The sequence below is a fragment of the Paenibacillus pinisoli genome (assembly GCF_003605435.1).
Lineage (GTDB): Bacteria > Bacillota > Bacilli > Paenibacillales > Paenibacillaceae > Pristimantibacillus > Pristimantibacillus pinisoli.
Window position 1 is genome coordinate 50,698 of sequence record NZ_QXQB01000005.1, and the last position, 23,918, is coordinate 74,615.

20 protein-coding genes are annotated in these 23,918 nt (G+C 43.5%); 14 read left to right on the forward strand and 6 right to left on the reverse strand.

Going from position 1 to position 23,918, the window contains the following annotated elements; genetic code table 11:
• Positions 1–228 precede the first annotated feature (228 nt).
• From D3P09_RS21160 to rsiV, 3 genes are read left to right on the forward strand one after another with little or no spacing between them, the layout of a single operon-like run.
• Positions 229–2,043, forward strand: coding sequence for an acyltransferase family protein (locus D3P09_RS21160; RefSeq protein WP_120113419.1), 1,815 nt, complete (start codon positions 229–231; stop codon positions 2,041–2,043).
• A 9-nt stretch (positions 2,044–2,052) separates the two neighbouring features.
• A complete protein-coding gene (locus tag D3P09_RS21165; RefSeq protein ID WP_243644363.1) occupies positions 2,053–2,559 on the forward strand; it encodes an RNA polymerase sigma factor in 507 nt (168 codons plus the stop codon).
• A 2-nt stretch (positions 2,560–2,561) separates the two neighbouring features.
• Positions 2,562–3,419: an anti-sigma-V factor RsiV gene (gene rsiV / locus D3P09_RS21170; RefSeq protein ID WP_120113420.1), complete on the forward strand. Its 858-nt coding sequence runs from the start codon at positions 2,562–2,564 to the stop codon at positions 3,417–3,419.
• Between the two features lie 102 nt (positions 3,420–3,521).
• Here the strand turns inward: rsiV and arsC are convergent, their stop codons facing one another.
• Genes arsC through D3P09_RS21185 form a run of 3 tightly spaced genes read right to left on the reverse strand, consistent with a single transcriptional unit; the run spans position 3,522 to position 5,600 of the window.
• Positions 3,522–3,944 carry an arsenate reductase (thioredoxin) gene (gene arsC, locus D3P09_RS21175; protein WP_120113421.1) on the reverse strand — a complete coding sequence of 141 codons (423 nt, stop codon included), beginning with the start codon at positions 3,942–3,944 and terminating at the stop codon, positions 3,522–3,524.
• 24 nt (positions 3,945–3,968) lie between these two features.
• Entirely contained in the window at positions 3,969–5,261 is a 1,293-nt protein-coding gene (locus D3P09_RS21180; protein WP_120113422.1) for an arsenic transporter, read from the reverse strand.
• Positions 5,262–5,282: 21 nt separating this feature from the next.
• Complete coding sequence (locus D3P09_RS21185) at positions 5,283–5,600, reverse strand: ArsR/SmtB family transcription factor (protein ID WP_120113423.1); 318 nt, start codon at positions 5,598–5,600, stop codon at positions 5,283–5,285.
• A gap of 205 nt (positions 5,601–5,805) precedes the next feature.
• Between D3P09_RS21185 and D3P09_RS21190 the strand changes: the two genes are divergently transcribed.
• On the forward strand, positions 5,806–6,153 hold the full coding sequence (locus D3P09_RS21190) for an ArsR/SmtB family transcription factor (protein ID WP_120113424.1): 348 nt from the start codon (positions 5,806–5,808) through the stop codon (positions 6,151–6,153).
• A gap of 88 nt (positions 6,154–6,241) precedes the next feature.
• Positions 6,242–7,666, forward strand: coding sequence for an NAD(P)-binding domain-containing protein (locus tag D3P09_RS21195; RefSeq protein ID WP_120113425.1), 1,425 nt, complete (start codon positions 6,242–6,244; stop codon positions 7,664–7,666).
• Between the two features lie 254 nt (positions 7,667–7,920).
• Here the strand turns inward: D3P09_RS21195 and D3P09_RS21200 are convergent, their stop codons facing one another.
• On the reverse strand, positions 7,921–9,678 hold the full coding sequence (locus tag D3P09_RS21200; protein WP_120113426.1) for a glycoside hydrolase family 35 protein: 1,758 nt from the start codon (positions 9,676–9,678) through the stop codon (positions 7,921–7,923).
• Between the two features lie 172 nt (positions 9,679–9,850).
• Here D3P09_RS21200 and D3P09_RS21205 point away from each other — a divergent pair, with 172 nt between their 5' ends.
• Complete coding sequence (locus D3P09_RS21205; RefSeq protein WP_120113427.1) at positions 9,851–10,735, forward strand: helix-turn-helix domain-containing protein; 885 nt, start codon at positions 9,851–9,853, stop codon at positions 10,733–10,735.
• Between the two features lie 25 nt (positions 10,736–10,760).
• On the opposite strand, the gene D3P09_RS21210 is transcribed toward D3P09_RS21205, so the two are convergent.
• Positions 10,761–12,194, reverse strand: a complete 1,434-nt coding sequence (locus tag D3P09_RS21210) for a carbohydrate ABC transporter substrate-binding protein (protein ID WP_120113428.1) — start codon at positions 12,192–12,194, stop codon at positions 10,761–10,763.
• 348 nt (positions 12,195–12,542) lie between these two features.
• Here D3P09_RS21210 and D3P09_RS21215 point away from each other — a divergent pair, with 348 nt between their 5' ends.
• From D3P09_RS21215 to D3P09_RS21235, 6 genes are all read left to right on the forward strand, one after another.
• Positions 12,543–13,889: a carbohydrate ABC transporter substrate-binding protein gene (locus D3P09_RS21215; protein ID WP_120113429.1), complete on the forward strand. Its 1,347-nt coding sequence runs from the start codon at positions 12,543–12,545 to the stop codon at positions 13,887–13,889.
• Positions 13,890–13,992: 103 nt separating this feature from the next.
• Positions 13,993–14,883 carry a carbohydrate ABC transporter permease gene (locus D3P09_RS21220; protein ID WP_120113430.1) on the forward strand — a complete coding sequence of 297 codons (891 nt, stop codon included), beginning with the start codon at positions 13,993–13,995 and terminating at the stop codon, positions 14,881–14,883.
• 15 nt (positions 14,884–14,898) lie between these two features.
• Positions 14,899–15,795 carry a carbohydrate ABC transporter permease gene (locus D3P09_RS21225; protein ID WP_243644365.1) on the forward strand — a complete coding sequence of 299 codons (897 nt, stop codon included), beginning with the start codon at positions 14,899–14,901 and terminating at the stop codon, positions 15,793–15,795.
• 9 nt (positions 15,796–15,804) lie between these two features.
• Positions 15,805–15,960 (forward strand): DUF6903 family protein, encoded by a 156-nt coding sequence (locus tag D3P09_RS28515; protein WP_424452462.1) that lies wholly within the window; start codon positions 15,805–15,807, stop codon positions 15,958–15,960.
• A 106-nt stretch (positions 15,961–16,066) separates the two neighbouring features.
• Positions 16,067–17,812, forward strand: coding sequence for a sensor histidine kinase (locus D3P09_RS21230; protein ID WP_165867526.1), 1,746 nt, complete (start codon positions 16,067–16,069; stop codon positions 17,810–17,812).
• Positions 17,813–17,819: 7 nt separating this feature from the next.
• Entirely contained in the window at positions 17,820–19,454 is a 1,635-nt protein-coding gene (locus tag D3P09_RS21235) for a response regulator (protein WP_120113432.1), read from the forward strand.
• Between the two features lie 228 nt (positions 19,455–19,682).
• Here the strand turns inward: D3P09_RS21235 and D3P09_RS21240 are convergent, their stop codons facing one another.
• The gene (locus D3P09_RS21240; protein WP_120113433.1) at positions 19,683–20,285 is read right to left on the reverse strand and encodes a TetR/AcrR family transcriptional regulator; all 603 of its coding nucleotides are present in this window, start codon (positions 20,283–20,285) and stop codon (positions 19,683–19,685) included.
• A gap of 169 nt (positions 20,286–20,454) precedes the next feature.
• Here D3P09_RS21240 and D3P09_RS21245 point away from each other — a divergent pair, with 169 nt between their 5' ends.
• Both D3P09_RS21245 and D3P09_RS21255 read left to right on the forward strand, forming a co-directional pair.
• Positions 20,455–21,876, forward strand: coding sequence for a DHA2 family efflux MFS transporter permease subunit (locus D3P09_RS21245; protein ID WP_243644367.1), 1,422 nt, complete (start codon positions 20,455–20,457; stop codon positions 21,874–21,876).
• 1,101 nt (positions 21,877–22,977) lie between these two features.
• Entirely contained in the window at positions 22,978–23,916 is a 939-nt protein-coding gene (locus D3P09_RS21255; RefSeq protein WP_120113435.1) for a phosphotransferase family protein, read from the forward strand.
• The last annotated feature ends 2 nt before the right edge of the window (positions 23,917–23,918 follow it).

Here is a 23,918-nt window from a genome sequence, read left to right on the forward strand (position 1 = left end):
CTTGTTTTCGTTTTCTAGTTTGCATGGTAAAGACGGACGATGCATATGAAAAAGTTTTCCTGACACAAAACATTCACATTTTTCGAATAAAAGGCTCTTTTAAGTTGAAATCTCTCCGCAATTCAAGTTTTGCACCGAGATCAAACTTTTTTTGCGCCCCGCACGTCTTGTACTCGTCACGTTTAACAACTAGGCATCAATACGCAAAACAGCTGGAGGTTACATTCAATGAACAAAGCACAAAAACCTGACATCTGTGTAGGAACAGCTCATTACATGCCAGGACTGGACGGATTGAGAGCTTTATCGGTATTGGCTGTCATCGCATACCATCTCAATATTTCCTGGGCGCCCGGCGGTCTTCTTGGGGTAGGTGTTTTTTTCACGTTGTCCGGTTACCTTATTACCGATCAACTGATGGTGCAATGGCAAAGCAAAAGACGGATCGATCTGAGGGATTTCTGGGTGCGGCGCATTCGCAGACTAATGCCGGCGATGTTGTTCATGCTTGCCGTTGTGGGAACTTGGCTAATGTTGTTTGATCGTCCGCGACTCGATGCGCTGCAGGGCGATTTTTTATCCTCAGTACTATACTTCAATAACTGGTGGCTTATTTTCCATGAGGTGTCTTACTTTGAAAGCTTTGGCCCGCCATCCCCGATCGGTCATCTCTGGTCGCTGGCTATTGAAGAACAATTTTATTTCGTATGGCCCTTGATCTTAGCAATCGGACTGCATATAGCGCCGCGACGAGGCAAATTGATGCTGTTCATGCTGTTCGGCGCAGCGGCTTCGGCTCTCGCGATGGCAATGATCTACGTTCCCGGAGCAGATCCAAGCCGGGTCTACTATGGTACAGATACGAGAGCGTTCGCTCTGCTTGTTGGCGCGGCTTTAGCGGTGGCATGGCCTAGCCGTAATCTATCCGGAGAGGTATCCGGCAAATCTCGTTTGCTGCTAGATATCGTTGGCGGGGTTGGGCTGTTAGCAATGATCTGGCTGGTATGGAGATCGAATGAATATAATCCATTTTTATATCAAGGCGGGTTGATGCTTTTCTCCATTCTGTCAGCCATAGTCACGGCAGTGCTTGCTCATCCGGCAAGCATCGTTGCCAAAGTCATGGGCAGCAAGCCGCTTCGATGGATCGGCAAACGTTCATACAGTCTATACCTCTGGCACTTTCCCGTAATTATTCTGACGAGTCCGAGCGTGAATACGGATGGATTTAATGGAGGCAGAGCCATTCTTCAGCTCATGTTGAGCTTACTGTTGGCCGCTATCTCTTGGAAATATATCGAGGAGCCAATCCGTCGTGGTTCAGGAGTAACTCTTTTGAGGAAAATTCCTTTTAGCCCTCGATACGGGTTTACAATAGCTCTCTTTGTTTTGATTTTATTTCTTATCTCTTGTTCCAGCAGCATAAATGCCGAGAAACCAATGATCACCGAGACGACAATCCACACTGTGACTCCGGAGATTGCAATAGAAGGTACATCGCCAACTGTGGTTCCCAAGGAACCGTCAGCCGTTAAGCCGATAGAAATACCCGATGAGTCGAAAACGGAGACAAGCAAAGGAGTAACCGCGATAGGCGATTCCGTCATTCTGGATGCTGCACCGCATTTGGAGAAGCTGCTGCCCGGTATTGTGATTGATGGCAAAGTAGGCAGGCAAATGTCCCAGGCTCAAGACGTCGTAGACCAACTGAGAGCGGAAGGAAAGCTTGGGGATCGAATAATCATCGAACTAGGGACCAACGGTGCCTTCAGCAAAAAGAAATTGCGTGAATTGCTGACCTCCCTCAGAGATAGGGAACAGATTTTGCTAGTGAACACACGAGTTCCTCGAAAATGGCAAAATACGGTCAATTCTACCTTAGAAGAGGTAGCAGCGGAGTTTCCAAAAGCGAAGATTGTGGATTGGTATTCCGCCAGCGAAAATAAAGGCTCATTTTTCACTAATGATGGCGTCCATTTGAAGCTGGAAGGTGCAAAATATTATGCCTCAATTGTTTTTGAAGCCATACAACAGGAGGAGTGATGAGAAATTGTGAGAAATATCGATGAAAAGTCCATGGTCATGCAATTTATTTCGCTTAATAAAGATAGCATTTATCGGCTGGCTTACAGCTATGTAAGAAATAAAGACGACGCTCTGGATGTCGTTCAAGATGCCATCTATAAAGCGATGAAAACTAAGGCATCACTTAAAGATCCAAGTGCCGTTAAGAGTTGGTTTTACCGTATTGTCGTTCATACTTCTTTGGACTTTTTGAGAAAACGCAAGAAGGTTCAGCCGATGGAGGATGAGAAGCTTCAGACGTTTATGGACGGAGCAGAAGATGTGTATTCGGACATTGATATCGAAAAAACGCTTGAAGAACTACCTGAAAAATACAGAAGTGTAATTGTGCTCCGGTTTTTCGAAGACTTAAAGATCGAAGAAGTGGCAGACGTGTTAAATGAGAATGTGAATACGATCAAGACCAGATTGTATCAGGCGCTGCATGTATTAAAAGGTGAGATGAAAGATTACATTTCCAAGGAGGAGCGATAAGAATGGATGATCAACTGGAGAAGTTAAAGCAACAATATAAGCAAATTCCGATTCCAGATGAATTAGATTTCATCGTTAATCAAGCTTTAAAGAAAAGCTATAGGAGAAAAATGCGTTCCAGGTGGATATCCGCCGCAAGTGCAGCGGTCCTGCTTTTTTTAATTGGAATCAACGTCAGTACGTCCGTAGCCAATGCCTTTTCTGCAATTCCTGGAGTCGGACCCTTAATTAAAGTACTTACCATTAGGGAGTATATCGTGAATGATGACAGTCACAACGCCAATATAAAAGTTCCGGGTATCACGAATCTCAAGGATAAAGCGTTAGAGCTTGGCTTGAATGAAAAATATTTAGAGGAGGCCAAAGCGCTATACGATCAATTCCAGGAAGAGTCAAGCAAAGCTGCTCTAGGAGTGGATGCGGGTTATACCGTCATGACCGATACAGACGATATATTCGCCATCGCCCGGTACGTCGTCGAGACAACCGGTTCATCCTCCGAGAATATGAAGTATGATACCATCGATAAGAAGAATCAAATCTTATTGACTCTTCCTTTGCTATTTAAGGATGATCAGTATATTGAAGTGATTAGCAACAACATTAAGGAACAAATGAAAGAGCGTGTGAAGGCCGACCCCGATAAGACTTACTGGATAGAGAACGAAGAGGGTGACTCTTCAATTGAAGTGTTCCAAAGCATTCGCGCCAATCAAAATTTTTACATTAACGCAGATAATCAACTTGTCATTTCATTTGATAAATATGAAGTAGCGCCCGGATACATGGGAGTTCAAGAGTTCGTCATTCCGGCCAAAGTTCTTTCTGACATTCTAATCAGCCACAATTATGTGAACTAAGCTTATTTAATGTATAGGAACAAATTCTTGCCCATTACAAAGGTCAAGAATTTGTTCCTATTGACGACTGTGACAATTTGTCTTTGTTACCAGTTCAAATTTTTATTTTCCTTCTTTCAGGAAAGTCTCAATTCGATTCTTAATAGAATCTCTAACATTACGGAATTGCTCCATGATTTCCTCTTCTGTACCGGTTGCTTTAGCAGGATCGTCAAAGCCCCAATGCCATTTCACAACGTTCTTATTCATGATAACCGGACAATGCTCATCGGCATGACCGCAAAGTGTAATGACATAATCTGCACGATTCAATAGTTCAGGGTCGATTACATCAGATGTGTTATTACTAATGTCAATGCCAGCTTCTTTCATTACCTGTACAGCTCTAGGGTTCAATCCATGCGCTTCAAGTCCAGCGCTTTTCACTTCGTAATGATCACTGCCGAGTGCCTTCAAAAAGCCATCGGCGATCTGGCTCCTGCAAGAGTTCCCCGTACATAAGAAGTACACTAATTTCTTTTCCATCGTTATCATTCTCCTTTGTTAGTTTTATTGGATAATGCTCAGCCAAAAGTAGAGGCCAGTAAGTGTAATGAAAAGAACAGGAATCGTTAGAACGATACCGACTTTGAAATAGTATCCCCATGTGATTTTGACCCCTTTTTTCGAGAGGACGTGGAGCCAAAGCAAGGTAGCGAGTGATCCGATTGGCGTAATTTTTGGCCCAAGGTCAGATCCGATTACATTCGCGTAAATCAGTGCTTCACGCAGAGTGCCTGTCGTATTCGTTCCTTGAATCGCCAATGCATCGATCATGACTGTCGGCATGTTATTCATAACAGACGAGAGTAGAGCTGCGATAAAACCTGTCCCCATGGTGGCCATGAACAAACCTTGATCTGCAGTCCATTGAAATACCTTGCCGAGTTGATCGGTTAGGCCCACGTTGCGCAGTCCATAGACAACAACGTACATTCCTATAGAGAACACTACGACCGACCATGGCGCACCTTTGATTACAGTGCCGGTTTTAATGGCTGTACTTTTGCGGGATGCAAGAATAAAGAGCAGGGCGGCAACACCTGCAACAATGGAAACCGGGATTTCAACAAACTCACTAAGAAGATAGGCGATCAAAAGAACCGCTAAAATGATCCATGAAAGCTTGAACATACGAGGATCTTTGATTGCTTCTTTTGGTTGCTTTAACTGAGCGATGTCGTATTTCTTTGGTATGCTTTTTCGGAACAAAAGGAATAGAACGAGTAAGCTTGCTCCTACTGCGAAGAAGTTTGGAACAATCATGCGCGATGCATATTCAACAAATCCGATGCCGAAGAAATCAGAAGATACGATGTTCACCAGGTTACTGACTACAAGCGGCAACGATGCAGTATCCGATATAAATCCGCTCGCCATAATAAAAGGCAAAATCATTCGATCATCGAACTTCAAGGCTCTCACCATCGCTAGAACGATCGGCGTTAGAATTAATGCAGCGCCATCATTGGCGAAGAATGCGGCAACTGCAGCTCCTAGCAGGACAACATAAGTGAACATGAGATAACCGTTCCCTTTTGCAAATCGAGCCATATGCAAAGCTGACCATTCAAAGAATCCAATCTCGTCTAATATCAAAGAGATTAAAATAACGGCTACGAAAGCCAATGTCGCATTCCAGACAATGGACGTAACATCCATCACATCTTGGAGGTTAACAACACCCAATAATAAGGCAAGTAGAGCACCTCCGACAGCTGAATAGCCAATATTCAATCCTTTCGGCTGCCAAATAACGAATATCAATGTGATAATGAAAATGACTGAAGCGAGAACTACCATTAGATCATTTGATCCCCCTGACTAATTACAACGGTTACTGTCTTTGCTTAAATGTTCTAGTCTGTTAGCCATTGAAGGTAAGGATTGAATGAACTCATGCAGATATTCCTTATCCTCCATATTCAAAGAATAATAAATCCACTGCGCTTTGCGGCTCTCTGTCACAAGACCGCCGGTTTTTAATTTTCTAAGATGCTGGCTCACATTAGGCTGGGTAGTTTCCAGCAACTCAGCGATATCACATACACAGAGTTCACGTTCTTTTAATAAGGCAATGATCGTTAGTCTTGATTTATCTCCAAGTAATTTCATTGTCTCCGCCAATTGTTCAATGGACATGTTAAGAAGAGGCCTCCTTTTTTTAGCCGAATTATTCTGTCACCGACTACTATATAATCAATCAGTTATATTAGCAAGTGATTATTTAAGTAGTGAAAATAAAGATTACTTGAATGTTGACATTTGGAAAAGGGGTTGATACGATGAATCCATAAATCAAAAAAAGTTGATTAATAAGAGCGACAAGGATTGGAGGTGGGCAACCATGATTAAAAGGCTTCAGATTTTAGAGCAGCATGGAGCTGAAGTGGATTTTGCAAAGTATGAAGCGAAGTTTAAGGCACTCGCCGATCAGAAGAGACTTCAAATCATGTATGAGCTTACACAACGAGGCAACACATGTGTATGTGATCTTACAGAGATCGTCGATATGCCGCAATCTAAATTATCGTATCATCTCAAAATCTTGCTTGATGCCGGGTTAATTCGTCGTGAGACAAGAGGAACTTGGAGTTATTACGAGTTGAACTCATCTGAAGTTAATAATCTGTTGTCTTCTGAGTTATGCTGTATATTTCGTTTGAATGAAACAAAGTCAAACGATTGCTGTTAAAGGCAATCGTATGATCAATAAATCAAAAAAAGTTGATTTACAATTTTTACATTGTGGCGATTATAAATGAACTATTGGAGGGATATCTATGAGTCCATGTTGTGGTTCAAAATCAGTTCCTGTTCAAATCTCAATGACTTCTTCAAAATATGTTAAGTCCGATGATTTGCCTGTCGCTATTATAGGTGGAGGGCCTATAGGACTCGCAGCTGCCGCTCATCTAGTTACAAAGGGTGAATCCTTTGTTCTTTTCGAAGCTGCTGTACATATAGCAGGGAATGTGAACCAATGGGGGCATGTGCGTGTATTTTCACCATGGCAGTTTAATATGGATAAAGCAGCTAAACAGTTGCTGGAGGCTTCGGAATGGAAGTCCCCTAATGAACAGGCATTCCCAACAGGTAGAGAATTAATTGAAGAGTATTTGGCTCCATTGTCGGAGCTTCCGGAGATTAAGCCCTTTGTACATTATAATGCCAAAGTAGTCGCAGTAACTCGCAAGGGATTAAGTAAAGTGAAAACAGCTGGTCGTGCTGAGCTGCCCTTTGTTCTTCATGTGCAACAAGGGGAGCAATTGTTAAAATATGAGGCTAAGGCCGTAATCGATGCATCCGGAACGTGGTCTAGTCCTAATCCAGCCGTTTCTGATGGTGTTTGGACAAAAGGGGAGCAAGCATTAAGCAGCCAGATTTCTTATGGAATTCCAGATATATTAGGTAAGGACAGGGACAGATATGCAGGAAAGAATGTCCTAATAGTCGGTAGTGGCCACTCAGCAATTAATGCGTTGTTAGACATGGAACGGCTCCAGGAGCAGGAGCCGCATACATCTATATCCTGGGTTATCCGAAAATCAAATGTAGCCCATGTTTATGGTGGTCAGGAAAGCGACGCACTTCGTGAACGTGGTGTACTTGGAGTTCGATTACAACAGCTAGTGGAATCGGGAAAGATAGCCATTTACACTTCATTCCTAATTGACCATATTGAAAAAAATGAATCTCAAGTCAATGTGGTGGGTATGGTCAATGGTGAGAAGGTTCGCATCAATGGGCTGGATGAAGTGATTTGTAATACGGGATCACGTCCAGATTTATCTTTCCTTAGAGAAGTAAGGACCAATATCGACTCTGACATTGAGAGTGTAGGTGCGCTCGCACCATTAATCGATCCTAACGTCCATAGCTGCGGAACAGTTAGACCTCATGGTGAAAAAGAATTACGCCACCCTGACCACAACTTTTACATTGTGGGATCGAAAAGCTATGGACGTGCACCAACGTTCCTCATGGCAACAGGCTATGAACAAGTAAGGTCCATCGTTGCAGCACTTACAGGGGACTGGGAGGGAGCTGAGAACGTGGAATTGAATCTTCCGGAAACAGGCGTGTGCAGTGTTAATAAATCAGTACAATTTAGCGATAACCTTTCTTCAAAACAGCCTGCTGATGTTCAGACTGAGAGCAGTTGTTCTACAGTGCCTAGCGCAAGCAAGTCGGCATGCTGCGGCTAAGAAGTCTTAAAATCAATTTCGAGTTAGCCTTAATAGCTACTGAACATACAAGCCATAAAAGCAATGGCCTTCAAAGTATTCCAACAGCTTAAAGGTGGCCGTATTGGTTCACTTACAACATATCAAACCCGCAGACCAATTGTTTCTGCGGGTTTGATAAGAAAATTGAAATATAAGTGAAAAGACGATGCATATGACACCGTTCATGCAGATTGACTTTTTTGGCGCAGGAGATTTATTACCAGTTAGCTTCTTCAGCCCAGCTCAGGCTGATCGACAAACTGCAGCGTATGGCTGTCCGTGCCATCTACATCAAATACGATAATTTCATTGCGTCCCACTTGAAGAAGCGGAGCAGGAACATAGAGGGTTTGTTGAGGGCCAACCTTCCAGTACCTTCCGAGATTAAAGCCGTTGATGAAGACAACCCCCTTGGACCAGCCTTCCAGCTTCAGGAACGTGTCCGCGGGAGCAGTTGCAAGCTCCAATTCCGCACGGTAAAAGGCCGGACCCGATATTGCTTCCGCATCGATGTCTGTGAAGCGCAGCGGACTAAGATCTTGGAGCGGCAGCGTCCATACCGTCCAGCCATACAGGTATTGGTTGCCATGGCGAATGCCTTCCGTTACCCCTTTGCGATCAGCAAGATATGGACCATAGTTGATTCTCCCCATATTTTCTATAAGAACGCGAAGACGCGCACCGCCTTCCGGTATGTCAAAAGAAACCTTCTTGCTTGAATCCCATCGTTCGACAACCCCTTTAAAGTCATCGTTCAAGAAGACTAGCGCTCTGTCATGGCAGTCCTGAATGATAAGCTCCCGTTCTTCACGAGGTCCCGTAATAAAGGTTTCGTATACAATAAAACCATCATTTTGCCCGTAACGCTCCATCGGCTCGGGTGTAACCGATTGGACCGGCTTAGTCAGCTTTTCCATTTGATTGAACAACGGAGCGCGCTCGACTGCTGTTATGGCGCCGTACGCTATCTTAGGTGAAGGAGGAGGTACTTCCATCGATGGCAGCTCCGCATATTTCGATATAATCTCACGAATGGCAAAGTACTTCTCGGTAGGATCGCCAGCCTCATTCAAAGGGGCATTGTAATCATAGCTTGTTATGGTAGGCTCATAGTGATCACGTTCCAAGCCGTTCGCTCCGCTCGTAAAACCGAAATTAGTGCCTCCATGGAACATATAGAAGTTAACAGAAGCGCCAAGCGCCAGCATATCCTCAAACACCTCTGCAACCTCATTCCCATCGCGGACATGATGCTCCTCTCCCCAATGATCAAACCAGCCATTCCAATATTCCATACACATTAGCGGGCCTTGCGGCTGATAGCGTTGCAACATCTGGAAGGCCTCTTCGGCTCTTGAACCGAAATTCGCGGTCTCCAGCACTCGGGGAACCATTCCTCCTTGAAGCATATGATGCTCCGGTCCGTCAGAGGTGAACAGCAGCACATCTATTCCCCGGTTAATCATCGCCTGCTCCAAATACTGAAGATATGCCGTATCGTTTCCATAGCTTCCGTATTCGTTTTCGATTTGCATCGCAATAATAGGACCGCCTTGTGTGGATAGGAGAGACTTCAAGCGCGGCATGAGCTCGTCGTAATAATGATCGACTTTATTCAGGTAAGAACGATTCATACAACGCAGCTGGATATCCCGGTCTGCAAGCAGCCATGCCGGCAATCCGCCAAATTCCCATTCAGCACATATATAAGGACTTGGCCGTACAATGACATGCAAGCCCAGCTCGCCGGCGATTGTAATAAAGCGTTCAACATCTGCCATGCCTTCAAAATGGAATGTTCCGGGCGAGGATTCATGGAAATTCCATGGAATATACGTTTCAACCGTGTTAAAGCCGCATGCCTTCAGCTTCAATAATCGGTCCTCCCAATACTCAGGTACGATTCTGAAGTAATGAATTGCGCCGGACAGCAAGCGAATCGGCTTATTATCGTAATAAAATTGATTCTGTTGCACCGTTAAGATTGCCATTGCCATAACCTCCAAAATAGTTGTGATGGATAATATCTTGATTCTCCACATTGTATGAGGAATGCATCAATAAACAAATGGACAAAAGAGGTTAATATTTGACCTTTTGTATAATGGTCGTTAAGCTATAAATGCTGCTACAAATGAGTGTGAGTTAGGAGGCGCCTTCGTCATGGATCTTCAATATTCTCTCCCGGATATTACAAGTACGCTGCAAATTATAGGCTGCCATATGGGGAGCTTTCCTCCGGGATGGTCTTTTCCAAGGCATCATCATAATTTATTTGAATTGCTATATTGCACAAGCGGACAAATCCGGCAGACCGTAGGCAAACAGAGCTTTGCGTTCCGCGCCGGAGACTGGTTATTGATCAAGTCGGGTATCGTGCATGCTTCTGATAATAGCTCAGAGGAGCATTACGGATTTTTCAATTTGCATTTTGATCTGGATGATCCCATCATTCGCGAGCGGCTGTGCAGGGAGGATTATGTCATGATTCCCGAAGAAGAGGCTGCGGAGTGTGCTTTGCCCGTGCACTTCAAGGCGATTGAGCATGCGTTGCTGCAATTCAGTCGCAACGATATCGATCATGCCGACAAAGCGATGAACCGCCTCGTCATCCAAGCCCATACACTGGGCACGATTACGGAATTTATGAGGTATGGGGAGCAGGTACCTTCGGCGGAGAGCGGCAATAGGGGGCCGAACCTTGCTACTGTATCCGAGACAGAGCTGGCTCATGCGATTGAAGATCAATTGCGGAATGCTGCGCATCGCAGCATCAATGAAATTGCAGCTTCCTTGGGGATGAGTCGCGGACGATGCACGAGTATTTTCTCGAAGGTATACGGGCAATCGCCGCGACAGTATAGAAGCAGCCTTATATTGAATCAAGCCAAGCATTTGCTTGTGCATTCAACGCATACGATGGAGGAGCTGGCAGAGCAGCTTGGCTTTCAGTCTGCCAGCCACTTCTCAAGACAATTTCGACGCTGGACGGGAATGCCGCCAAGTGCTTTTCGCCCGAAATTCATGTCTTCTCAACAAAAAGGGTAGGAGTAAACATCTGCCGCTGATTTTCCTATGGAGTGCCCATGTTGGCTTGAATATCGGCAAAGGCAGCTTCTACTTGATCCATCCATTCCTCCGTTGTCATTCTGCCAGTCATAATCGGAGTAATCGCATTTTTAAACAATTGATTGCGGATGTCTTCCTTAGACTGCTTGGGAACCACATTCCACTCTTGCGTAATGGCCGTCGCTCCTTCATAGGCGCTGAACATCTCATAGACACCGGCTGTCAACTTGTCCTGGGAAAGCTCTTGAGCTCCCTTAAGCGCAAAGGTTCCGTTGGCTTTCTCGGCAAACAAGATGAGGGATTGCTCGGTATATAAAAACTTCAGAAATGCTTTGGCAAGTTCCGGGTTTTTTGCTTTGGCAGGAATGGAAAATTGTTCGTAGCTGGACAGGATATATCGTTCATCCCCCTTGTTGAATACCGGAACAGGAATCATTCCGAATTGAAAGCCTGCTTCTCTGGGCGCATCCTTCATTTCATTTTCCATCCATGAGCCGTTGACAATAAAGACGGCCTTGCCAAGCATCATATCGGATTGAGACTGGGTATGATTAAGTCCGACGGTTCCCTCCATGAGATAGCCGCCGCTGCCAAGCTTCGCTAAGGTGTCGAGCACTTTTTTTACAGATTCGGTCCGAAATGAGCCCGGCTCATAAGAAAATATTCGTTTCAGCTCGTGAATGCCGGCAGAATTGGCAAGTGCCGGATACAGAATTTCCTCCAAATATTCGGGGTAGATGCCCTGATACGTAAATAATGCTCGTTTGACAAGCTGCCCACGTTCATCCTTCACATAATTTTCTTTCTTCTTCAATTCCTCTTCCAGCGCAAAAAAATCATCCCAGGTTTCCGGGAGCTTCCAGCCCTTTTCTTGAAACAGGTTTTTATTGTAAATCAGGCCCATTGGTGCGGCGTTAAATGGGGCCAAGTAGATTTTTCCATCCTGATATGGAGCAAATCGCTTGCTTTCAAGAATTCCTGGAAGAATCATATCCTTTAACCGCTGATCGCTGTCCAAAGAGAACTCGTCGAATACGCCGGTTATATCCATTAATCCTTTTTCTTTTATTAACGAGGTCATGATCCCGCTTTGCTCCGTATCTGAAATTACGAGAAAATCTGGGGGATTGCCGGCCACTAGCTGAGGCCGGATAACATCACCTATTCGGGGACTGATCGTCAAATGAACGAGCACGCCTGGATAAGCAGCCTCGAAGGTTTCAATAATTTCTTTCCAGTATTCTTGTCCATAGCCGCCTTGAAACACAGCGATATGCAGCTCCTTGTTCTTGAAGGCGTTTGCATTTTGGGCGAAAGGCTCGCGGATAGGAGACTCCTCATCGGAAGACGCACGATTCGTATATATGATGAATATAGAAACGGCTATCAGTCCAATAACTGTGATCGTGATCCACGTAAGACGCGAGTAAGTTTTCATCGTCTTCACTCCCTCTCCAGAACTAAGGTACAGATCCTTAACAGACTAATTATGAACATTTTCAATGTAGAAGTACATGAATATTATTGCACAAGTTATATATCATTTTAGCTTTTTGACTGAAAACGGATACATCTCATTGAAAACGTTTTAGCGGTAGATGGCGAAGGTTATGCCAGACTGGTTCGATCGGATAGATAATTTTTGCACACTGATGTTGAATTCTATCTACTTGGCCAAATGCTCTTGAACACCGGGACGTCTAGTCGTTAAGCTGAATGCGTGAAAGGCAATGTAAAGGAATGATGGATGCCGCTAGTATCCACAAATTTTAGGAGGGGTTAAAAGATGAAGAAAATGGTATGCTTGGCGCTTGCGGTTATGATGGCATTTACTCTGGCTGCATGCGGATCTTCCAACGAAAGCAACAAGCAAAATAACGCTGCGGGGACAGGCGCTTCTTCGGGCGAGACGCGTACGCTGAAATTTGCTGCACTCGAAACGGCCTATGGGAAAGCAATCTGGGAAGAGGTTGCTGCGGCATTTGAGAAACAAGTGCCTAATGTAAAAGTGGACATGACGATTGAGAAAAACATTGAGGACGTCATCGGGCCATCGATGAAATCCGGCGAGTTTCCTGACGTCATTCATTTGGCAGTCGGTCAACCGAAAGGGCTTACAGAAACCTTTGTAAAAGATAACAATATGACAGAGCTTACAGATGTGCTGTCGATGACAATTCCGGGTGAAGAGGGCAAGGTAGGTGAAAAAATTATTCCGGGTTTTGTAGATACGACAATTACGAATCCATATAACGATGGGAAAACGTATTTGATGCCGATGTTCTACAGCCCGACAGGCTTGTTCTACAACGCAGGCTTGTTCGAGCAAAAGGGCTGGGACGTTCCGGCAACATGGGATGAAATGTGGACACTCGGAGATCAAGCCAAAGCGGAAGGCATTGCATTGTTTGCTTATCCTACAACAGGCTACTTCGATTCATTTTTCTATGCATTGCTGAATGAGGTTGGCGGTCCCGAATTTTTTACGAAAGCGATGAACTATACAGAAGGAATTTGGCAATCAGGTGAAGCGGGCCAAGCGTTCGATATTATTTCCAAGCTGGCGGCATATACCGAAAAAACGGTTCCTGCCAATGGAAATAAAGATAACTTCACAAAAAATCAACAGCTGATTTTGGATAATAAAGCGCTGTTTATGCCTAACGGCACATGGGTTGTCAATGAAATGGGCAATGCTCCTCGCGCAGAAGGATTCCAGTGGGGCTTTACAGCTCTTCCGGCTGTAACCGATGGCGGAGATCGTTATTCGTACACCTTCTTCGAGCAAATCTGGGTTCCTGCCAAAGCTGAAAATGCGGATCTGGCAAAGCAGTTTATTGCATATCTGTATTCCGATGAAGCCGCACAGATTTTTGCCAAGTCCGGTGCAGTTCAACCGATAAGCGGAATGTCGGACAAGCTCGATGGCGACAACAAGCTATTCTACAGCATTTATGACCAGGGAGCAAAAGCTGCAATGGGGGCATTTGTCTCTACGGCTCCGGTTGAAGGCGTTAATATTTCGGATACCGTATTCGGAAGCATAGATTCTCTCGTTACAGGCGCGAAAACAAGGCAGGATTGGGTAGAGGCGATTACGAAAGCAAGCGATGCGCTGCGCAGCGCACAATAAGCATCACGCTTCGACTCGCACTTCTCAATCAAAATGGAACATGATAGCTGCGGACAGTATGAACTGGCCGCAGCAACGCTGCACCCAGGAAGGAGCTTAAGGAATGCCATCTACCAGCGGGAGGTCCCGTTTCATATTTTTTTGTTTGGCTCCGGCCGTCGTATTGTTCGTTGTTTTCTTGTTCATTCCAAGCATCGACGTATTTCGAATGTCCCTGTACAAGTGGGGAGGGTACACCGATACCAAAACGTTTGTGGGATTGAATAATTTCAGCAAGCTGTTTCAAAGTGAAAAGTTCTATCAAGTGTTTCAAAACAGCATTTTGTTAATTGTCGTTGTCACGATCATTACATTTGCGCTGGCTCTGTTGTTTGCAGCCTTGTTGTCAAGAGGCAAATTAAAGGGCACGAATGGCTATCGCGTTGTTTTTTATATTCCGAATATTTTGTCTGTTGTCGTCATTAGCGCCATTTTCTCAGCTATTTATGATCCGAGCAATGGACTTCTCAACTCGATTCTTCAATTGTTCCGAGTGATAGATGAACCCGTATTATGGCTGGGCGATCAAAAAATTGTGATTTACAGTCTTGCCGGCGCCATGATCTGGCAAGCGGTTGGCTATTATATGGTCATGTACATGGCGAGTATGGCCAACATTCCGGAGAGCCTGTACGAATCCGCCAATCTTGAAGGCGCTTCGCCGGCGCATCAGTTTTTCACCATTACAATACCTCTGATTTGGACCAACATTCGTACAACGCTTACCTTTTTCATCATTAGTACCATCAATATGAGCTTTCTGTTCGTTACAGCGATGACTAGCGGCGGTCCCGACGGGGCAACCGAAGTGTTTCTAAGCTATATGTACAAAGAAGCCTATACGAATTCGTCTTATGGCTACGGCATGGCAATAGGTGTGGTTGTGTTCCTGTTCTCGTTTGCTCTAGCCGGCATTCTTAATGCCGTTACGAAGCGTGATCACCTGGAGTATTGAGGAGGGAAGAAGAGGATGAGCAGCTATTCTGCTATGCAAGAACGTAAAGGGAAAGGTGTATTATACAAATTTATTTCCTATATCCCGTTGCTACTGCTAACGGTTATTATTGTGATTCCGGTAGGCTGGGCATTCACAGCTTCCATTAAAGAAAATGCCGAGTTTTACGGCAGTCCATGGGCGCTGCCCAAAGGGGTTTATCTTCAAAACTTTGCAGATTCCTGGTTAAAGGCGAATATGGGCGATTATATGCTGAACTCGGTTCTGGTGACAGCAATGTCCATCGCATTGCTGCTCGCAATCGCACTACCCGCGGCGTATGTGCTTGCTCGTTACCGCTTTAGAGGAAATGTGCTGTGGAATACGATGTTTATGGCTGGCTTGTTCATCAATGTCAATTATATCGTCGTCCCTATCTTTCTAATGCTGAATGAAGGAGACAAGCTGTCCAGAACGTTTTTTGGTCAGCCTATTCTATTAAACAACATGGTTGTGCTTGCGCTGGTATATGCGGCTATGGCTTTGCCATTTACGATCTATTTGCTAGCAGGCTATTTTAAGTCTCTATCGAAGGAATACGAAGAGGCTGCGGCTGTCGATGGCGCGGGACATTTTAGAACGATGATTCAAGTCATAATGCCGATGGCGAGACCCGCTATCATAACTATCATTTTATTCAATTTTTTATCTTTCTGGAACGAATACATCATCTCGATGACGCTGCTTACGAAGCCGGAATTCAAAACCCTTCCTGTTGGCTTAATGAATCTGATGGCCGCTCAAAAATCAGCTGTTGAGTATGGACAACTTTATGCCGGACTCGTAATCGTCATGCTGCCAACCCTGCTAATCTATATACTGGTGCAAAAGAAATTAACCCAAGGCATGACCATGGGCGGTTTGAAAGGATGATATAATCGTATGGGCAAATTTTTTTATGCAGTTCTGTTCCTTGGCGGGATCCTGCTTACAGTGTTTGGTCATCGATCCATTGGCCCGTTGGGGCTTTTCACGATGCTGCTGGGACTTGGGATGCTTATAAGCGTCTTGTGGATGTATAATCGAAAATATAGATAAATGAATGAAGAGAAGATGTTTCTGCATTGTGGATACCATCTTCTTTTCCATGTGTTATGGTATGCGTTATGTTAAAATATACAGACTACCTTCAAGGAGTTTTGCTATGCTGCGTAAATTTAAGATTCAGCATCGATTAATTGGAACCTTTCTTATTGTATCGGTCATTCCAATTATTTTTCTCGGATTTTACGCATACAAGCTGTATTCGCAGTCGATTAGCGATAAACTCTTTGCATCAACCTATCAGGCCATAACGCTAGTGAATAAAAACTTGCTGACTGAGCTGCAAAGTTATCAATTTCTCAATGGCTCTATCTCGACGAATGAATTCGTACAAGCAAATCTGGCGAATAAACGTGATCAGCATCTGGTTCCATCAACCTCGAAGGAAGCGGCGATGGATGCGATCTTTAGAACCACGTTTCCTTCACATGTTGTAACCGTTAGCATTTTGAATACGGATCATACTCCATTTTATGAACTTGGATATGAAACGATCAACAAAAGAGATATTGAGAAAGCCATAGCCGATGTAGACGCGAATGCGCCATACGATGGACTAACCTATGTAAGAACGACGAGAGCTTACGAAACGATTGCGGTAGGGAGAAGGATCCATGCCGAGCATGACAGCTCTGAGCAGATCGGGTATGCTTTCGTTTATGTCAGCACAGACTTGTTCTCTAAGAATATATTGTCAAGCGTTGATCTAGGAGAAGGCTCGCAGCTTCTTATTATGGGACGTGACGGCACAATCTTCTCTTCGAGCGACAAGGAAACAGCCTTAGGAGAGCCGTACCGGGACCCTGCTCTCTTGTCCATGCTAAGACAGGCGCAGCAAAACAATCGATCCTCATTCTCAGGCACCGTGAACAACGCAAATCAGCAAGTATCCTATATTTATAACGAGCAAATCGGCTGGTATTTGATTTCCTTGATCCCGTATTCCTATATTAATTCTGAAATCAGTCAGATTACACTGAGTATTTTCTTTATTGTCATTTTGATTGTAATTATTTGTATCATCATTATTTATTTTATGAACAACAGTATTGTAAAGCCGATAAAAGGCATTATTGCCTATACGAATCAAATTTCAAATCGGGAGTTTTCTAATCGGATACAGGACGATAACGATGATGAGATGAGTGTTCTCTCTCGTAAAATAAACAGCATGGTCAGCGAAATTGAATCGTTGATGGATGCACAAAAGCTCAATGACAAGCGCAAGCGGGAGTTGGAGCTGCAAATGCTTCAATCGCAGATCAATCCGCATTTCTTGTTCAATACGTTAAATACTCTGCGCTGGCTAGCGGTCATTAATCATGTTCCGGTACTTAACAGCGGAATCAGTTCACTGTCAGAGCTATTGAGAAGCACCATCTTAGATCACAATGAAGAAATTACGCTTGATCAAGAGCTTCAAAACCTTGCCCATTATTTTGAAATCCAGAACATCCGTTATGCCAACCGCTTTCAGGTTAGCTATGACATTAATGACGAACTTCGTTCCGTATTCATTCCCAAGTTCATCTTGCAGCCAGTCGCGGAAAACGCGATTATTCACGGGATTTCTGAAAATGGGAAGTCGATCGATATCCGCATTCGCGTTCAGCAGGCCGCGGAGCAGCTTCATATTGAGATAGCGGATAACGGGAAGGGCTTTGATATGAAGCTTCAACGCGCTTCTGAGCATCGGGACAAGCTGTCAGGAATCGGCATCCATAATGTGAATGAACGTATCAGGCTCCATTACGGAGAACCATACGGCTTATTTATTTCGAGTGAGGTAGGGGAAGGTACGCGCTGTATAATCATCATTCCAATTCAGAAGTCAGTGGGAGGTTAATCTATAGATGCTCCATGTGTTGCTGGTAGATGATGAGCCTATTGTGAAAATTGCTTTACGAACGATGATGGATTGGGAAGAATTAGGATTTTCGATCTGCGGGACAGCCTCGGACGGAATAGAAGCGTTAGCCCTGGTTAAGGAATTGCAGCCGGATATTATTATTACTGATCTCAAGATGCCCAATATGAACGGACTCCAGCTGATAAGAGAGCTGAACGAGCTTGAATATAAAGGTAAAATTATTGTCGCAAGCAATTTTGGCGAATACGAGCTTGTACGGGAAGCGCTATTGCTTGGAGCGGTCGATTATATGCTGAAAATCAGCATCAAAACGGAGACGTTAATTGAACAGCTGCAAAAAACGGCAAAGCTGCTTAAAGAACAACAGGTCACGCTGCAAGAGCAAGAGACGCGAGAGCAAGTGCTGAGAAGCAATTTGAAAAGTGTAAAAAATACAATGCTGAAAGAGTATTTTACGAACCCATATTCCGAAGCGGATGAGGTTTTTGAGCATCAGGAGATACACTGGAATTTTTTGAACCGGGCGTGTTATTTATTCTACATTAATCTGGAGGGAGCTTCCCTCAAAGCGGCTCAAAAAATAAGCCTGACGTTGTCATTTATTGAAAATATGATTTTGGACTTGATTGAATCCGAGCAGGATGCAGAGGTCATTCAGGCAGAGGCTCATTCGATCCTTGTGCTGATAGAGAAGGAACGGCTGCATCTATGCGGCTTTGAGCCGCAGGGCTTTGCGCAGCGAATACAAAAGCTGATTCGAATGTACATGACGATGGAGCCGGTTATCGTATATTCCCCGGAAATATGCGGCTATCCGGAAGCGAAAGAAGCGTATGCTGCTTGCAAGGATGCGATCGATATTAACTTTTACGAGGAGCATTCCTTGATCTGCAGCAATGACATCAAGCTGAAGCATGACATAGAATTCGCAAACTATGTAGACTTCTCCAATGCGATTCTGCGCTTATTATATGAAGAGGATCATGTTTCAATCGCGCGTCTATTAACAGATTTTGTTGAACAAGCCAAGCATAACGGCGTGCATCCGGCAGCACTCAAAAGCTTTGTCTATAAATGTCTGGATTATTTGCCGTTATGCGATCCTAAATTGAAGATTAAAAATCCTGAAGAGTATGAGGCAAACTGGAGCAAAATCCTGGAATGTAAAAGCTCTGAAACGTTATTAGCGTTCACGATGGCTGCACTCGAGGAGCTGAGATTATGGACAGAGATTTCCAGTGTACAGAATGTCCCCGTGACCAGAAAAGAAATTGCTGAAGTTGTTCAATATATAGGTAGCCGCTATCAGGACAAAATTACTTTGGAAATGATCGCTGACCATGTCAATTTCAGCGAAAACTACCTGTGCCGCGTATTTCGAGATCAGATGGGAGTCAGCCTGATTCATTACCTGAATACGGTTCGAATGAACAAAGCGGCAGAGTTAATTATGAAAGGGCATACTTATATAAAGGAGATTGCAGCATTAGTAGGCATCGGCGATCAATTTTATTTTAGTCGAATGTTCAAGAAACAATTTGGCGTATCTCCAACCGATTATAAAAGCCATGTGCTGGCATCCCATTCTCAGCATAAGCAAAAAAGTTTTCCTGGATAGATGGGGCTCACAGCCACCATGAATTGTTGTAAGACGTGCAGCAGCGTGATCGCTCTAGAAACAGAATACATTTCCATTTTGAAGAGGAAGCTATTGAACTAACGGGACACTATAGTTGAACATAAAGGGTTTCACTATTAGTCATGACTAATATGTGAAACCCTTTAATATATCTATCTTTCTTAAATTAGGTGTGCGATTAACAGACGCATAGCTGCAAGGATAGGATTATTGAAAATCCAGACTAGCCGATCCGAGTCTTGAAATCTTTGAAAATAAAATGGCCATTTCACGTGGAGATAAATCAAAATCACGTTGTATCCAAAGCTGTAACGAACCAATATATGCTGACGCCAAATAGGAAAATAAATAGAGCTGTTTCACAGGAATGTCAGTTGGTTTGATTTGATGATGCTTAAGTAAATACGCGGATTGAAATTGTTTTTTCAGAAGTTCAGACATTTGTTTAGTGAACCCAGTAGAATCTACTGAACCCATAAAAATCCGAAAGAAACGCTCGTGTAACTGAATAAACTCAAAGGGACGAATAAACCCGACAGGTGGTTCAACGAATGGCTCACGTTCTCCGGTCCGATAGCCTAGTTTCTTAATAATACTTTGATACTCTTCTAAAATCCCATTTTTAAGTTGTTCCAAAAAATCGCCCATATCCTGAAATTGTACATAAAATGTACCTCTATTTAATCCCGCTCGATCAGTAAGTTCTTTAACCGTAATATCCTCCAGAGGTTTACTCGATGCTATATCAAACAAGGCTTCCCTTAGAATTTCGCGAGTGCGTAAACTTCGTCGATCCATTTTTACGTTCATGACTTCCTCCTGGATTACTAAAAAATTAAGTATTTATTAATCGCAATGACGCAGAGTGTTGATTATTGAACATATCGACGATTGATGAACATTACAAAGGATTACTTTTACATTATAATAGCTCAAGGCAAAAATGTTCAACACGATGTTCAATAAGGGGGAAGAAAAAATGAATGCATCGATATCAAAAAAAGAAAGCAGACAACTTATATTTGCTCTCCTGGCTATCATTCCAGGCATGATGATGGTTATGATCAATAGTACAGCTATGAATGTGGCTATTCCAAGTTTGAGTGACAGCTTTAATGTATCCTTTGGAACTCTTCAATGGATCATTACTGGTTACATGCTAGCCATGTCAGTGACTATACCATTAGCGGGTTGGTTTTCGGATAGATTTGGTTCTGGGAAAGCCTTTCTTTATACTGTTATATTGTTCATTTTAGGATCGTTATTATGTGCTATGGCTCAGGATATTCATCAATTAATTATCTTTAGAATTGTTCAAGGTTTAGGGGGCGGCATGATCCAACCTATGGGTATGGCGATGATTTTTCGTTTGGCGCCAGCCGATCGAAAAGGTCAAGTGATGGGGATGTTAGGTATACCCATGTTAATAGCACCGGCCTCAGGTCCCATACTTTCCGGATGGTTGCTTGAATTCATCAGTTGGCATTGGATTTTCTTGATTAACCTTCCTGTAGGCCTCATCACCATTGGGCTGAACCTGCGTTTTCTTTTAAAGAAAGATTCGGTACAGAAGATCAAAACAAACAGCAAAAGCTTAGATGTTGTAGGACTTTTCCTAGCTCCAATATCATTTGTATTACTGGCGTTAAGCATTAATTTGAATTTGGATGCCTGGATTATGTGGGGAATGGGATTAATAGGCATTGTTCTGTTAGTATGGCTATGGTTTCATGAAACGAATCATCCTAATCCTTTGATAGAGCTCCGTGCATTCCGAGAAACTCGTTTCAGAAGAGGGATGTTTGTGAGTTGGATACAATACCTTGCGTTGAACGGCTCCTTTGTATTTATTCCGCAATATTTACAACAGTTTAAAGGGTATAGTCCTCTCGATGCTGGAATTGTCATGAGCATGCTGGCAGTAACTTCAGGTCTGCTCATGCCGATTGGAGGGAAGTTGTTCGACCGTATTGGAATTCGACTACTCGCAAGCTCGGGATTGGGAATCATAGGGGTGGCTCTAATTATCCTGTCGCAAGTTTCTGCTGAGGCAAATGGTTTATACATTGGAGGCATCGTAGGATTACTTGGCATCGGAATGGGGCTATGTATGATGTCGTTGAACACGTATATTTTACAATCGGCTCCATCTGAATCGGTCAATCGAGTCACCCCATTAACATCAGCCAGCGCTAACTTTATTATTCCTCTCTCGATTGCTGGCTTGGGGCAATTTTTTGCCCTCCGCTCAAGAATATCAGACGTAGACAATATATCTCCCTATGCTGATACATTCTTGTTAGCCGCTTGTGTTGCTTTAGGCGGGGCATTCTTCAGTCTGCTGCTTCAGCCAAACATAAAAAATAAAGAAAGTAGCCGTTCGTTGGAGAAAAGCAGTTGAAGTATATGTAAGGACTTGGCATAAGAGAAGCACTTATTAAATTCATCGATTTTTTCATGAATAGTGGTTTAATCGTATCATCAACGCATTGTAGCAAAACTAAATGTATGTTTGGTAAAATTCAGCTGGGTAGGGACGCCAGCTTTGACTACAATAGCGGGTTGACTGAACCCGTCTGAAGCAACATCCACTGAGATGACGATAACACCGCCTTTTTTCTGTAGTATGTTGTTCTGTATGTTCTGAGAAAGCGGAAGAGACCTGATGATCTTGAAGCTGATCAAACAAAAATAGCCCGACATTAAAGAAGAGCAACCGAGGTGGGTGTAATCGAAATTGTTGCGCACAAAGACATCTATGGGAAGGAGAAAGAGGTTTTAGAAGAGTGGAAACGTTTAATAAAAACAAGCTTTACACTAGATGGTTCCGTTGGATAATGTAGAATTTGAAGGAGGGTTACATTTTTTGAATATGTACAGAAATATATGACAAACTCGTAAGCCACAAATTTCACTGGTTATTAAACGGGCAGCTTGTAATTGACTAAGCTAGCTGAGTATGAAAACGAATGATATCGTCATCAAAAAATATAATTGTTGACTATTCCAATATATGTTTTATAATAGTGTAAAATAGTTGAATGGTGGGATATGTGCAGTGATGATGATGATGATGATGGTGTTTCTGACGGAAATTAAAGGTTAATCTAACCTAATATTACATGAGCGTGACTGAAGCACTCTACTTAACTAGGTAGGGTAAGCTTTGACTTGTCGTCGTTCGTGTACTCCGTTATGAAATAAATCATCATCACTGCTTCCGTATGGAATGCTTTAGGACGGCGCAGCCGTTTCTTTTTAGGCATGTATACGGAATGAAAGCCGTGGGTGAACGATTGTTCATCCACGGCTTTTTCTATTTCCATTTACTATTTTTTTTCAATTGTACCCCCTTGAATGAATGGTTTCATACAAACATTCCAAAGAGCTGCATCTGCTAGAATGTGTCTGTCTAGGCCATAGATTTGGTATGAAGCCTTCCCAGCGTGTAAAAAAGATGTTAATGCGTGGAGAAAACTGAAAACCTTAAGGAGGAAGTAGAATGAGACCTAATAAGCCAGATATATCTATTACAACTGTTCAAACTGTATTGCAAGAACACTGGGGGTGTCCTGCTCAGGAAGTATCCGCAGTTGTCGAAAATGGAAATTTTAGTACCGTCTATTACTTTAAAATGAAAGGGTCTGAGTATGTCATTCTGTTTAATCAAGCCGAGGAGGGAGGCTACCTAAGGGAGCAATACATTGCTGAGTTACTCTCCTCTCAAGGCGTACGCTATCCAAAAATGCTAGGGCAAGGGACTGTGGGGAGTTATCGTTACTGCATTTCAGAGCGTATACCAGGTAATGTGTTGGCTGATTGTTTACCCGAACAGAAGGTTAATGTGCTTTCCGATTTGGTTCAATCGATTACTGTAATGAATCAAGTTCGATTGCCTGAAACAACAACCGGATTCGGGGCAGTGAGGGATGACGGCAACGGCGAATTCCCCTCATGGCTAGATTATATTCAGTCATTTTTTGCTGAAGATCAGACAGGGACCTTCTGGGAAAACTGGCACGATCTCTTTCATACCACTTGCTTGGAACGAGACGTCTTCGAAGAATGCTTCGGCCGGCTGCTAACGTTTAGCCAATACAATGCGCCGTACCGTTACTTTGTCCATAACGATTGTCATGCTTGGAACATTCTATCAGATGGTAAAAGGATCACGGGCATTATCGATTCCAATCCATTATACGGAGATTTTCTCATTGATATAGCGACGATTGAAGATGCTATACCAGGAAGAGATTTGGCAGAGGCATTCCGTATTCATGCCGTGCAGATAGGCAAACCGATTCACAACTTTGGAGCGAGACTGACCGGAGCCAGGTACTTCAAGGGTCTGGATGGCATGCGATTTTATGCCAAAATGGGCTATACGGATGCCTATGCCGAGCTCCGCGATAACCTGCTAGCCCTTCCAACGAAGTCTTGATA

What these genes read in the sequence shown, in the direction of transcription:
- D3P09_RS21160 (WP_120113419.1), top strand. Translation starts at nt 229, where the DNA reads ATGAACAAAGCACAAAAACCTGACATCTGTGTAGGAACAGCTCATTAC.
- rsiV (WP_120113420.1), top strand. Translation starts at nt 2,562, where the DNA reads ATGGATGATCAACTGGAGAAGTTAAAGCAACAATATAAGCAAATTCCG.
- arsC (WP_120113421.1), bottom strand. Translation starts at nt 3,944, where the DNA reads ATGGAAAAGAAATTAGTGTACTTCTTATGTACGGGGAACTCTTGCAGG.
- D3P09_RS21180 (WP_120113422.1), bottom strand. Translation starts at nt 5,261, where the DNA reads ATGGTAGTTCTCGCTTCAGTCATTTTCATTATCACATTGATATTCGTT.
- D3P09_RS21185 (WP_120113423.1), bottom strand. Translation starts at nt 5,600, where the DNA reads ATGTCCATTGAACAATTGGCGGAGACAATGAAATTACTTGGAGATAAA.
- D3P09_RS21190 (WP_120113424.1), top strand. Translation starts at nt 5,806, where the DNA reads ATGATTAAAAGGCTTCAGATTTTAGAGCAGCATGGAGCTGAAGTGGAT.
- D3P09_RS21195 (WP_120113425.1), top strand. Translation starts at nt 6,242, where the DNA reads ATGAGTCCATGTTGTGGTTCAAAATCAGTTCCTGTTCAAATCTCAATG.
- D3P09_RS21200 (WP_120113426.1), bottom strand. Translation starts at nt 9,678, where the DNA reads ATGGCAATCTTAACGGTGCAACAGAATCAATTTTATTACGATAATAAG.
- D3P09_RS21205 (WP_120113427.1), top strand. Translation starts at nt 9,851, where the DNA reads ATGGATCTTCAATATTCTCTCCCGGATATTACAAGTACGCTGCAAATT.
- D3P09_RS21210 (WP_120113428.1), bottom strand. Translation starts at nt 12,194, where the DNA reads ATGAAAACTTACTCGCGTCTTACGTGGATCACGATCACAGTTATTGGA.
- D3P09_RS21215 (WP_120113429.1), top strand. Translation starts at nt 12,543, where the DNA reads ATGAAGAAAATGGTATGCTTGGCGCTTGCGGTTATGATGGCATTTACT.
- D3P09_RS21220 (WP_120113430.1), top strand. Translation starts at nt 13,993, where the DNA reads ATGCCATCTACCAGCGGGAGGTCCCGTTTCATATTTTTTTGTTTGGCT.
- D3P09_RS21225 (WP_243644365.1), top strand. Translation starts at nt 14,899, where the DNA reads ATGAGCAGCTATTCTGCTATGCAAGAACGTAAAGGGAAAGGTGTATTA.
- D3P09_RS28515 (WP_424452462.1), top strand. Translation starts at nt 15,805, where the DNA reads ATGGGCAAATTTTTTTATGCAGTTCTGTTCCTTGGCGGGATCCTGCTT.
- D3P09_RS21230 (WP_165867526.1), top strand. Translation starts at nt 16,067, where the DNA reads ATGCTGCGTAAATTTAAGATTCAGCATCGATTAATTGGAACCTTTCTT.
- D3P09_RS21235 (WP_120113432.1), top strand. Translation starts at nt 17,820, where the DNA reads ATGCTCCATGTGTTGCTGGTAGATGATGAGCCTATTGTGAAAATTGCT.
- D3P09_RS21240 (WP_120113433.1), bottom strand. Translation starts at nt 20,285, where the DNA reads ATGAACGTAAAAATGGATCGACGAAGTTTACGCACTCGCGAAATTCTA.
- D3P09_RS21245 (WP_243644367.1), top strand. Translation starts at nt 20,455, where the DNA reads ATGAATGCATCGATATCAAAAAAAGAAAGCAGACAACTTATATTTGCT.
- D3P09_RS21255 (WP_120113435.1), top strand. Translation starts at nt 22,978, where the DNA reads ATGAGACCTAATAAGCCAGATATATCTATTACAACTGTTCAAACTGTA.